At 62.0% G+C, this 12,995-nt stretch carries 6 protein-coding genes; 2 read left to right on the forward strand and 4 right to left on the reverse strand.

Features of this window, described 5'->3' with window-relative positions:
- Positions 1–55: 55 nt before the first annotated feature.
- Entirely contained in the window at positions 56–6,142 is a 6,087-nt protein-coding gene (locus NL2_RS02770) for a hypothetical protein (protein WP_157082998.1), read from the forward strand.
- 4 nt (positions 6,143–6,146) lie between these two features.
- Here NL2_RS02770 and NL2_RS20625 read toward each other — a convergent pair whose 3' ends face one another.
- The 4 genes from NL2_RS20625 to NL2_RS02790 all read right to left on the reverse strand — a co-directional run bounded on the left by NL2_RS20625 (position 6,147) and on the right by NL2_RS02790 (position 11,816).
- Entirely contained in the window at positions 6,147–6,539 is a 393-nt protein-coding gene (locus NL2_RS20625; protein ID WP_245647542.1) for a type II TA system antitoxin MqsA family protein, read from the reverse strand.
- A 247-nt stretch (positions 6,540–6,786) separates the two neighbouring features.
- Positions 6,787–9,342, reverse strand: coding sequence for a S8 family peptidase (locus NL2_RS02780; RefSeq protein ID WP_068071447.1), 2,556 nt, complete (start codon positions 9,340–9,342; stop codon positions 6,787–6,789).
- A 49-nt stretch (positions 9,343–9,391) separates the two neighbouring features.
- Positions 9,392–10,399, reverse strand: a complete 1,008-nt coding sequence (locus NL2_RS02785) for an AAA family ATPase (protein WP_068071449.1) — start codon at positions 10,397–10,399, stop codon at positions 9,392–9,394.
- A 118-nt stretch (positions 10,400–10,517) separates the two neighbouring features.
- Positions 10,518–11,816 (reverse strand): tyrosine-type recombinase/integrase, encoded by a 1,299-nt coding sequence (locus NL2_RS02790; RefSeq protein WP_068071451.1) that lies wholly within the window; start codon positions 11,814–11,816, stop codon positions 10,518–10,520.
- Positions 11,817–12,674: 858 nt separating this feature from the next.
- Between NL2_RS02790 and NL2_RS21365 the strand changes: the two genes are divergently transcribed.
- Positions 12,675–12,839, forward strand: coding sequence for a hypothetical protein (locus NL2_RS21365; protein ID WP_006964003.1), 165 nt, complete (start codon positions 12,675–12,677; stop codon positions 12,837–12,839).
- Positions 12,840–12,995: the final 156 nt, after the last annotated feature.

The raw sequence follows: 12,995 nt of genomic DNA on the forward strand, positions 1-12,995 counted from the left end.
CGCCACGAGCGCAGTTCGGAGTTCAGCGCGGTTTGCCCGAGGCGGTCTCGCTGCGATGGCTGAACGTCCCCTTTTCGATCCTCCCTTCGTTGAGACTCGCGCGCCACCGCTCGAGCGCTACGACTGGCAGCAGCTTGAACGGCTGACAGAGTCCCTCCTGGCCCATGAGCCCGGAGTTGTGACGGCGAGCCAATATGGCACCGCAGGCCAGACTCAATATGGCATCGACACCAAGGCCGAACTCAGGTCTGGCGGCTGTGATGTCGCGTCTTGCAAGAAATACACAGAGATCGCGACCGGCCACCTCGCTGAATGGTCGTCAGCCTTTCTCAATCATTGGGAATCGCGCTGGAAATCGAAGGGGGTTCGCCGGTTCATTCTCGTGACGACCGCCGATATTGCACCGACCAAGGTCATCGACGCCGCAGATACCGAACGAGCCCGATTTAACGCCCTTGAGGTCGGTTATGAGCTTTGGGGTCAGCCGCAGCTCATTGAAAAGATGCGTTCCCACCCCGGCATCGTCGCACAATTTATCGGTAGCAATTGGGTCGAAATCATCTGCGGCACGACCCAGCGCGAGGCGCTGCTGCCGGACGGAGCCTCGATCGGCATTGAGACGGTCGATGCCAGTAAGATCACGGCATTGCGTGCGGTTCTTTCGGGCGAGGCAGAACAGCGGGTAGCGCGTGGTCTCGAAGATCTACGCGCAGGGGACGTCGATGCGGTCGAACGAACGATCGCCGACCTGTGCGCCGAGCCGATCTGGTCTCAGCTCCAGCCCAACGCACAGGCGCGGGTGTTGCGTTTTGCGGTGTCGGCCGCGCTGCACCGCGATGATCTCGATGCCGCCGTTACGCTGGCGGATCAGGCAGATCGAATCGAACCTGCCGAAGAACCCCGCATCGCGGCGCGGATCGCCTTCCAGCGCGACGGTGCGCTGCCGGCTCTTGCCGCCCTTGGAACGCCGATAACCCGCGATGGGCGCCAGTTGCAGGTCGCCCTGATGCTTACCAGCGGCGATATCGGAGGTGCCGAGACCGTTCTTGAGGCGCTCGATCGCGATGGGCCGGACCCCGAAACCGACCGCCTTCGGATATGGGCATTGCTCATGCGCAATCGCCGCGATGATGCGCTGACGATGGTGGAGGAACTGGAGCGCCAGGCCGGGCAATGGCTGGCGACGGTGCGAACCGCAGCCGTGGTTCGTTACGCCGCGGCGTTATCACCGGCGCTGAGCCCGGAATGGTTCCTCAACGCCAGCCCCGTCGACCTCGATCTCGTGCGCGACGACGACGCCGGACGCGCACTTCTGCTCAGCGCCATCGATGGCTTCCAATCGCTGGAGGCGCGGACGACGGACCTTGAGGATCGTCGTTGGCTGCTGGCTTCGCTCGCGAATATGCGCGAGCGTCGCGAAGACGCTCAGGCTCTTGCCCGGCGCATGATTGCTGAAAACCTGACCGACTCGATTACGATCGCCTGGATTTTGGCTCGCCGGTTCGACGTGGACCTATCGCCGAGCCAGGCGGCACTGCTCGACACATATGCGAACGGGCAGGCGGATCAGACCAGTGTGCGTGTGCTCGCTCTGATGCTCGTCGCGCAGGGCGATGTGGCGGCAAGCCGGGCGGTGCTGGAAGAGCATCTTTCGAATCAGAACGGCGAAGCTCTGGTCGAGGCGCAAGAGTGGATCGCGCGATTTGCGGCCGACATCGTGAGTGGCCAGGACAATGCGGCGGCAGCCCCGCCAGACAATATTGTCGATGCCATCCAGCGCGCACGGGTCACTGGCGATTGGGTACTGGTGTCGACCGGATTTGCCGACATCGCTGGCGGCACCCGCCCGGAACCGCAGACACTCGCTATTGCCCAGCTCCTTGCCTCTGAGCGCCAATGGGCAATCCTTGCTCCCTATCGCAATGCCATACTGTCCTTCGGCACCGCCGAAGCGGTGCGGGTGGTCGCCTATATGGTCGCTGCTACGGAGTCAGACGAGAACCTCAATCTGTTTCTGGAAAACCACCGCTCGGCGTTTCGTGCGGGACAAATCCCGCCTGATGTACGTAGGCTCGTCGTTGACCGACAACGGCGCGCCGGTGACCTCATCGGAGCACTCGCCGAAGCACGGGCGCTCAGCGCAGAATCGGGCGTATCGGCCGATCGACATCTTGAAGCCGAGCTGCGCGCGTCGATCGGCGACACGCACGGCGCGGCCCACATCGTCCGTGACCTCTTGCGCAGCGCAGATCTGGAAGCGGGCGCTGCCCTGCGCTGGGTCGAAACGCTCCGGGCAAGCGACTTCGAGCTGGCGCAGGAGTTGTGGCGATATGCGGTTGAGGCGGACGCGGAACGACGGCACGCCGTCGCTGCCTTCATGCAAGCGTTCTCACTGGGGCTCGAGGCCGAGGCCGCGCCGTTGTTCACCGAAGTCGCACGCGTCGCACAGGATGGCTCATCCGTAGTCCGGACCTTCGACGTCTCTGACCTCCCCGAATTCATCAGAACCCAGAACGCCAACGCCGAGCAGCGCGGTGCCCTCTATCTCGATGGCCGTGTGCCGGCGCATCTGCTTGTCGAACAGGAGAATATCGGCCTCGACACTCTGCTCGTTACGCTCGACCAACAGACCGAGGGGCCACTGCGCCTTCGTTTGCTGCGAAATGGGGCGCGACCTCGTCACATTGCAGTCGGTCGCCCATGGTCGAGTTGGCGGTTGCATATGGACATCGGCGCCTTGTTGATCGCGGCCGAATGCGATCTCATGGACGTGCTCGCGGCGCACCCGCACCCAATTACCATCTCGTCGGCCGTTCCGGCCGCGCTCCTCGACATGCAGAGAAAAGCGACGGCAACCCAGCCCGCCCGCCTTGAACTGTTGCACAGCCTCGCCGCGCTGTTCGGCAATGGGCTGACGGTGCGTGAGCGTAACGTCGATGACAGGACCGTAGGTCTGCGGACTGCGGACGAAGAGGCGCGGTTCGACTTTGGCCCGATCGCCTTGATCGATGCCGCTTTTGCCGGTGGCGTGATCGATGAGGGCACGCACCTCCGTGCGCTGGCGGCGCTCCGGGAAAGCGGTGAGATATCAGTAGGCTCAGACAATATGGTCGTTCCGCTTCTTGCTGGCGCTAGGCTGTGGCTGGCCGGCGCTGCGGCGGAGCAGCTTGCGCTTACCGATATCCTGCCCGCCCTCTGTATCGCCTACGATGTCGGCATCGCGCCCGAGATTGCCACGATCAGCCGTAATTACGTTGTAGTCGAGGGTGCCAAGGCGGAGCGCGCCGCCTGGCTCGGCGCATTGCGGGAGCGCCTGCTCAGCAGCATCGAAGCCGGGAAGTTCGTCTTCGTCAAGCGTCGGGCCGAGCGCGAAGCCGACGTCGAGGAGATGAGCGAATTTGGCCAAAAACCCGCAACCGTCAGCCTCATGGATATTCTTATCGCCGAGGAGGTCGATGGCGCGGTCACCTGGTTCGAGGATCGTCATCTCACGGGTTACCCGGCCAACCGCAATCATGTGATTGTTGAATTCGTCGATGTCCTCGACGCGCTGGTGGCGGACGCTATTCTGAGCGAGGCAGAGGTACGCGCACGACTGAACCGCTTCCTCGCACTCGGCGGCGGGTTCGTCCAGCTGGACGAAAATGACGTCGTTCCAGCGCTCCGGACAGCCCCGATTGTAGATGGCGTACTGCGGGAGACCCCCGCGCTGGCGGCAATCCGCCGCAACCGCGCGGCGACGCGCCGGCTCGACGGGCGCCTCAAGATCGGTCCTTCGAGCGAAGTCGAGGACACCCGCCCCGATGAGGTACAGCTCATGACCGCAGAAATGCGGCTCGCGCACAATTGCCTGACCGCCATCTGGTCGGACGCGACCCAGGCGATCGACGAATGTGGGATACGATCCGAGTGGATATGGCAGGCGCTGCGTGTCGAACGTTCGCTCCGGCAGATCCCCGAAGATCAAGCGGGCGGTGCGGCGAAGATGCTGGCAACCTTATGCTTCGCATCCGCCGTGGAATGCATGTCTATGCAGTTTGAACTTCCCCGACGCCTGCGCAGGGACCGTCAGCGCGCCTTTGCGGATTGGTTCTGGGGCGCGGTGGTGGCGCCGCATAGCATCGGCGATCCCGACATAGTGGATCGCATTGCCGCACATTTCATCCAGCTGCATCAGCCTCGTCTGGATGGACGTGACCCAAGGGCTACCGAGCCCTTGTTCGAGCGGGAGTTCGCACGAACGCGGCTCACCACATTGCCCGAGCCCGTTAGGCGCGCGATTCTCCAGGACAAGCGCTTCTCCTACTTGGTTGGGAGCCCCTCGATCGAGATCGTTACGATTCGAGGAAAGCGCTTCGAGGCGGACCGGTTCTGGTGCGCCGTGCGAACCGCCCGTCGTTATGGCCGAGCGAAGCTGCGCACAAGGGATGGCAAGCGCTGCCGAGTTGCGCGAACGGCCGACGGTGTCAGCTTCGCCGGTGGGTTACGCGCACGGCTTGCCGAGGCAATTTGCAGTATTTTTGACGCGGCTACCGAACCCTTGGCAGAGCTGGAGCGCCTGCTGCGCGACTTGGAGCTCACCCCCGAGGCGCATCATGCTGCGATGGAGAAAGGCCGGCGCGCCGCGACACCCAAACAGGTGAGCGCTGTACTGGCCGAGGCGCGTAAACTCAGCGCCAAGGCCGTTTATGAATCACTGGATGAGGCGCTCCGATCGGCCAATCGCCGGATTTCTGCGTCGGCATTCATGCCGCCACCCGCTTCCACGTTGATGCATTTCATCCGGCTGAACGCAGGCGACGAGTCCTTCTCCACGCGCCTGGCCACCGCCGCAGAGACGCTCGCAGAGCAATTCGGTTCGCGCGAGATGCTGTCCCGCCTTGCGGGGTTGCCCGTTGGAGGTTTGCCCGCCTTTGCCGGGGTAGCAATCGATCAAGACCAGCTTCGCGATATGCGCGCAGCAGCGCGGACGCCTGTCGCAACGTTTCGTTGGGCAGAAGCTGCGCTTGCCATGGCTGTGACCGTCGAGGACCATCACGCGATCGCTCAAGAGGCGGTGAGCAAAATCTCCCGCGTCGCAGAGCCTTTCATCGCGCTCCTGGAGTGGTCGGTACGCGCGTTCACGCGCGATCCCGAATATTGTGGTCTGGCGAGCGCAGATCGCTTGGCTCTGATCTGGCTCCACGCCGATCGCGTTCTCGACACCTTCTTGCGGCGGGGTGCCGATCCCGGCCCCATCACGCGTTTTTTCACGGATGGTTCGTTTCAGGAATCGCTGGCGGATACACTCAATCTTTCTCGTTTCATGGAGTGGGACGCGGCCTCCCCGGTAACACTGACCCCCGGTGCGTTGCTGTTTCACGCGGTGGGCGCACTTCTCGCCGATCGACCGCTCGCCGACCTTCTGGATGAAACACTGCAGGCCGATATTCGCTCAGCGGTCACTTTGGGTGAGGACGGCGAGTCCGGCCCAACGCCAGCGATGACGTTCAGGAATTTTTCGGGCGGCAACATGCTCGGCAGTTTCCTTGTTCAGGCGCCCGCTGCGCTCTGTGCGCTAGCCGGGGAGCCGGAGCAGGCACGTATGTCCTTTGTCGACCGGTCTATCGAGGAGGTCGGACAAGATCGGTCGTCAGCGATGGCGTGGGCGCTGCTCGCGCAGCATGCCCGGACAGGCCTGACGGGCGCGCAATTGACCGCAGCGCAGTCGACCCTGCTTGAAATCGACGTAGATGGGCTATCCATGACGGGACGCGACGAACTTCCGTTGCCGCGGCTCATTGTCAAAGCGATGGGGCTGGTATTACCTGCCGAGAATCGCTCCAAGATCATTGATGTCATCCGTGCCACTGCGCGTAGCGCCGCCCAGAATTTCGGCACGCCAAGCGTTAACCTGGGAGACGATGAGCGCGGCACCCTCGATCCCATCCACGAACTTCTCGAAATCTGCGCGACGTATGCAGGGATCGAGAGCACGGGAATTTTCGAGCGATTCGAAGCCGGAGTCATCGCGGTGGCCGAAGAATGGCCTGCGGCGTTGTCAGCGCTACGAGCTTTGATTGATCGAATGATCCGAATGAATGGGGTGGTTCATGCGTTGCCGCTTTGGCGACTCCACCTGTACCTCAACGCTTGCCCCTGACGGTTTAAGTGCTCACACTCGAATGGGCTTCAGGCGGCGATGCCGCGCGTGCGCCGGTCTCGCCTCGCCCTTGTGACGCTGCCTCCGTAAGCAAGTCAGTGGGCGAAGTTCGAGGCCGAATTGATTTCAGGGTCTCCAACTCCTCAGGGTGGTGATCGAGGATCTCCAGCAATCCAACGGCAGCATCGCTCGGCGGCGTCGTGCCGCTTTCGTATTTCTGAAAGGCGCGGCGCCCACCGCCGATGATCCGGCCAGCCTCTTCCTGTGTCAGCCGAAGTTTCTTACGCACAGCCTTGACCCGCGCGGCATAAGCGACCCGCAATTCCTTGTAGGCCCCATTCAGCGTCTGCAGATCGGTACCCGAGTGGATGGAGCCACTGCCATCATCGGGCGCCACCCGGGAACCTCGACTGTGCGTGACAGCGAGCCAGCACTGACGGTCTGGTCCCGGAATGAACGACCCTTCTGAACTCCGTGAAGGGCGCCATTGAAATTCTTGCGAACCCCTTCCGTCATAGGCCAGAGCTTTGCCGGGGTCATCGTTGTGGCACGTTACGATTTCCTCGAAATCGTCTGCAAAGTTCTCGGCCCAGTCGCCAGCACTCCAAGAGTAATAGTTAAGCGGGTATCCCAACCTCAATTGGTTATTGCCCCAAGATACCTATCGGAGCAGCGGCAATCTCCGCCTGTTTGGCCTCGATCATCGCCGCGATGCGCGCGTGAAGATCGACGGCGTAGCCGGGAGCTGAAAGCGACAGGATCAGGGCGTAGCGCCCCTTGTCGTTCATGCGCTGCTGGCCGGTGTGTGATTTCCACCAGCCGCCCACTGGATAGACCGCGATTTCATCGTGGGACGCCAGATCGACAGCCGCACCGCGCCAGAGATCACAGTGAAGCGAACCTGCCTGGAAGGCGTTCGGGCCAAGCAACCAATGACTACCTTCATTTGCCGCCGGCTCGTCGCTATCGCGCGGTTGGGTGAGGCGCCTGCGAAATGCAGCCGCCGTTTCCGTCCGCTTCTTCATCTCGAAGCGCAGGCCGAATGAACGATAGGTGTCGGGCCGGGTCGCGGCGCGGCCAGAGAGATTGGGTTCGATGAAATAGGACAGTGTCACCTTAAGCGTCACCGTCTCGTTTTCCAGTTCCTGAAGCAGGGCGGACGGCCACGGCAGGTCGTAGAAATGCATTTCGTTGAACACCGGCGGCTGCCCGTTGGGACCTGCCGCGAATGGCTGGATTTCGGCCTGAGCGATCAATGTCACGTCATTCCGGGCTGAACGGAACGCGCGTTCAAGGTCGGGCACGCCATAGCCAACATCCCGCAGAATGTTCTGGCGCTTCCCCTTGGAGATCGACTTCCAGTGCGCCCCGCGACCGACCAGCTGTGAACGGATAGGCTGCGGCCAGGTCGCGGAATCGACCATCAGTGCCCGATAGGTCTCGGGCCACAGATCGGGGAGTGCAGCCTGCAACTGCCCGACGAAATTGCCTGCGACCCCGGCGGCAGCGCTGGTCGCGTTAAACGGCATCAAAGGCTCATTTTCGACGTCGGATGACAGGGCAAGCAGAGAAACCGCTGGGTGGTTCCCGCAAAAGCCGGTGCCGTCCACGAGCATGTTGCCCGCTTCGAACAGCACTTCAGGCTTGATCGGTGTCAGGTCGCTCGGCAGTTCCTGAGACCCCCGGCTGAACGGACTGCGATGATTGGCCGGCACCAGCGGCTGAAGGCCGGGAGGATCGGCAGGCACGGCTTCTTTCGTCGTGAAGCCGCCAACCGTGATTGCATTCCAGCTCTGCGCGGGATCCTCGAGCGACTTGTGCGCCTCGACATCCTCGCGCTGCCCCCCAAGGACATTGCCGGCGGCGATGAGTACGAGGCGCTTGGGGTGATCTGTCGCGGACTGCTGATCCAGGCGCTCACCGGGCATCGCGCCTGCGCACAGCTGGTCGATCGCCCCGCTCCAGCTAGAGGGCCGGGAGGGAGAAAAATCGGGCGAAGATGTGGCGATGCAGAAGCTGCGCGCGGCGTTCGGTCGTTCGACCTCCGCCAGCGCAACTGCGCTCTGGGTCACGAAGCCGTATCGGGTCGGCTCCGTCGCATCGAATCCGCGCGGCGGCAGGAACTTCATGGACTCGACTGCATGCGAGAGTTCCAGCGGCCGCTGATCGTTGGCCGCGCCCTCCAGATCGCCATAAAGAACCAGGCCGGCCATTGCCGTGCCATGGCCGCCTTGCTGCTCGTGATCGTCGGTCCCCCAGCGTTCGTCAAACGCCCAAGCGCCGGCCAATGCCGGCGCAACGAGCGGATGAGCACCGGCGATGCCGGTGTCGAGAATGCAGATGGCGGGCGCGCCATCGCCAGGCGGCGTAATGCGCGCGGCAAGATCTGCGACCACCGCCGCCTGGCCGAGCGCAAGCGCGCCCTGATCGAGGAAGGGTTCGATCGTCCCGGTCGCCCGCCGGATCTCGCTTATGGCGCCCGGAGCGCGCTGAGCGAGGTCAAGCAGTTGGGCAACCGTCGCGTGAATGAACAGTACGACCGTATCCGGGAAGACCAGCCGGTCAGCATGGACATCGAGATGTTCGTTTCGTGCAGCCGCAGCGATACTTTCAGCGCGCGCGACGGGTTGGCGGATCCACAGTTCCCACCAGGCTGGTTCTGTATCCTCGAAGTCGACCGGTCCGGCGAACAGAACCTGGATGACCGCTGCGCGGATCGCCTCGATGGTCTCGAAACGAGGAACATCGGGCCTCGCCCGATTGCCGAGATCCTCCTCGCCATAGCGAGCGATCCGGTCGCGCAGAAAGGCCTGTGCGTCGTCGGGAATGAACAAAACCGCGCTTTCGGTCCGATCGGCATTTCTCCGTGACCGGAGTACGACGATATCCTGCCCAGGAAAATCAAGGCCCGTGGGGATCTTCGCAGCCTTGGCCCGCACACCTTCAGGCGCCAGCGTCTCGACCTCGACGATGGTCCCCGGCTGCTGGCCGGCGATAGCTATGCGGCGATCGGGATCAGGCGCCTGATCCAGCGCCGCTGTCAGTTGGGCGAGCAAATGCACAGCATGGGCGTGATAGTCGTCGCGCTTGGGCGTCTTGGTCTGCGGCCTGCTGGGATAGCGGTATTGCGCCGGATCCCGAAATGCATCGATCGGCACATGCGGCACGTTCCTGCCCGCGAAATCATCACCTTCGGGCATTCACCCCCCATTTCGTCGTGATTGCCCTAAGTCGCGCCACCCGTCAGGCTTATGCCCTGCGCTCCGGGTGGAACCTCTCCCGGAACGCCTGCCGGTCGGTCAAAGCCGCACAGAGGTTGTCGACCGTTACTTTCGTGGCATTACCGAGGATGGCGTCGCGAACGACTGCATCTGCGGCGCGAACCAGTTCGCCCTGGCTGAGGCCAGTCAACAACGGCGTAACCTTCGACCATGCCTTTGCCGCAGGCTTGAACTTGCCAAGCCTGCGGTTGAGCAGGAGAGATGCCGCTCCGTCATCGGGAAGAGAATACTCGACAACCTCGTCGAACCTCCGGGCCAGCGCATTATCCAACATATCCGAATGGTTGGTTGCTGCGATCACGACGCTATCGGTCGAATTGGGTTCTTCCATGAACGCCAGCACTGAATTGAGAACGCGGCGGATCTCGCCCACATCGTTTGGATCACCACGCCGGGTGCCGATCGCGTCGAATTCGTCGAGCAGGTAGACCGCGCGAGTTTGCGCGATCTGGTCGAACAGGAGGCGGAGCTTGCCTGCCGTTTCGCCGAAGAAGCGGCTGAACAGGGATTCAAGCCGAACTGTGAAGAGCGGAAGGTGCAATTCGCCGGCGAGCGCCGAGGCCGTCATCGTCTTTCCCGTTCCCGGCGGCCCGACGAGCAGGATATGCGTCGCCGGAACCTGGCCATGATCACGAAGCGTCGAACGATCCGCCTGCTGGCGCACGATGCGGGTCAGCCGGCGACGAAGGTCGGCCGAGAGGACCATGCTGTCCAATGTCGTTTTGGGATAGGCGCTCTCGACCAGGCCCTGAAGTTCACCGCGCGGCCGCGCGAGCGGGATCGCTGCCTGTCCTCGAGGAGGGCTGGCAACACCGCGATCCCGCGCCTTCTGGACAAGGCGCTTCAGCCGGTCGGCTTCTTCGATATTGCCCTGACGTGCTTCCTGCGCCGCGATCTGCAGCGCGATCGACAGAAACTGCTCTTCATCCCCATCGACGTGGGAGTTCAGCAGGGCGACGATTTGCTTGGTCGACATCAGCTCACTCCCTTCTTGAGCGGGGCGTACAGGGGCAGAATCGCGATTACAACAAAAGGTGTCAACGGAGACGCAATTACTGGCCCGAGCCGGCGCGCCGATTCTATAGCTTCGTGGTTCATGCGACTTTCTTTCGCTTCGGCGCAGACTTCGTCTGGCCCGCGAGTGCTGCGGCGATCGTCTTGGCAACGCGATTGGCGGCCCGGCGCGAAGGATCGTGCTGAACATGAGCGTAGATCATGGTCGAGCGCATGTTTGCATGACCCAGGATAGCCCCGGTCAAGGCCAGAGCCTCGCCCGATGACGTGGCCGTTGCACCCATTGTGTGCCTCAGTGTGTGAGGCGTCACCCCGTCTAGGCCGGCCTTCTTGACTATCTTTGGCCAGATCGTCTTCGTGCCCTGGAAATTTCCAACGCCGCGATCTGCCGGGAAGACGAAATCGCTGTCATCGGTTTTCACGATGCCCTTGAGTAGCACCATTGCAGCATCTGCCAATGGCCGCAGCGACTTGCCGGTCTTTGTGTCATCGAGGATCAGGAGGCCCCGGTCGAAATCGACCTCATGCCATTTGAGTTCGGCGATCTCTTGGCGGCGGCAGCCAGTCAGCGCCCACAAGCGCGTGATGTTCAGAGCTTTGACGTTGACGCCTTCTTCCTGAAGCGCATCGCAAGCAGCGCCCAGGCACCGAACTTCTTCGAGCGTCAGAAAGCGGGTGCGATGATTATCAGTCTTCTGGACGACCGCCTTTTCACAGGGATTGCCCTTGGCTACGCCGTGACGGCAGGCGAAGCTGAAGACCGCCGACAGATCGCGGAATACCTTGCGAGCCGCGCCTTCGCCTCCCCGAACGATGATGCGCTTGCGCGGGCCGACTTTGTCGTCGCTGGCGCTCTTCCCGGCGGCAACATCACGAAAGAAGCGCTCGACATCGGCGATGCCGACATCATTGACGCGCTTGTGCCCCAGTAGCGGCACGACATGGTGCCTGAGCCGGGCCACAGTATATTGCTTGGTCAGCGCCTTCATCGGCGCGCCCTGACGTTTCCCGCGCTGGATGAAACAACCCTCTTGTTCATAGAGGTCGATGAGGCCGCTCATCTTCATTTCCGTGCGCTTGGTCCTGCGCTCATCCGCAGGGTCTTCACCGACGGCAACGCCACCGAGCACGACCTTGGCCTGTTTGCGAGCCTCCTCCACCGTAAGATTGCCAAACCGGCCAATCGTCACGAACCTCTGAGGGGCGCCGCGGCCACCGCCATCTGCGCGATAACGCACTACGAATGTCTTCGCCCCGCTGGTCTCGACACGCAGGCCGAAACCATTCAGATCGCTGTCCCACACGATGTAGCGTTTGTCCGACGCGATAGCGGAATCGACCACCCGCTTTGTCAATCGGACCTGCTTCCCTTTCGTCATTTCCACTCAAACCTTCGGCAGCTTGGTCAACACCTGGTCAACACCGTGAACGGAAAGTGTCGGTTGACCGCCGGATGGTTATGGCGTATTTTCTGGAAAATAACAAATAAAAAACAATGTATTATGTCGTAGACTGGCGTTCTGTAGCGTAGTCCGTGATAGGGGGTAATGCAACTTTGCCAAGGTTGGGGTCGAGGGTTCGAATCCCTTCGCCCGCTCCAGTTTTCTCCCAGAAAATCAACGATTTCGCCGACCGGCGACCCTTGAAATTCTGGAGACAACGCCTCGCCGAGACCCCCATTGTCTCCATATTGTCTCCAATTTTGGTACAGGTTGGGGCGTCGTGGGGAAAGCCGGTCGTAGCTCGTGAATTTTGAGCCCCCTTTTTGCACCTAAATTGTCGATCGATGTCGCCCGAACTTGCGCCTAGCGTTCGGTGTGAAACGGCTCATCTCGCTGCTAGCAGTCGGGCGCCTTGGCCGAGGGGCTGCGTGCTACGCCAGAACAGCGCAAGGTAAAGTCTTTTTCGGATCGCCGAGGTCGCACATATCGATATTGCCGGCCGCGCAGTGCCTGACCGATCTTGAGAAACTGGCCGTCAACGGCGGATACCTGAAGAATATGTCACCGCCGGAATCTGACTGGCGCAATTGGCATAGCTCGAACCGCCGCAGAACCACTCGCTCGCATTAGCCGCTGATCCCTGGGCTCGAAGCCTGTCCTCCTTCAATCAACCCGTGAAGGGTCCGCTACGCGTGCGCGTGCGGCCGCAGCTTTGCTGCGGTGATTGCGGCCAGCCCCCGGCCTGTGGGGCGACTGTCGAGCGGGGTGGTCCCGCTCCTAGGCAGGAGCCGCAACATGCCACTGGCAACCGCACAATCGCTTGGCTGGAACCTCTCCCGGACGCTGATGACGGTCATCGTCCTCATCGAAACCAATCAGGGCTACTTCGTCATCCCCGCTGACGAATTTGACGGTGACCCCGAACAGGTGGTTCGCGAATATGACCCCTTCAGCCGCTAACCTCAGGCACATTTCGCCTTTTCGGCCTGTGCCCTGTCGTGCTATTCTTTCACCGCAGATTGCGCTGAGGAGGTGGTGGCGAGCGCGTCCAGACAAGGGACGCTTATGACCATTTTTCTCATCCTCGGGGCCGTGGCTGGCCTTTATGTGCTCGCG

It is taken from the genome of Novosphingobium lentum NBRC 107847 (assembly GCF_001590965.1).
Classification (GTDB): Bacteria; Pseudomonadota; Alphaproteobacteria; order Sphingomonadales; family Sphingomonadaceae; genus Novosphingobium; species Novosphingobium lentum.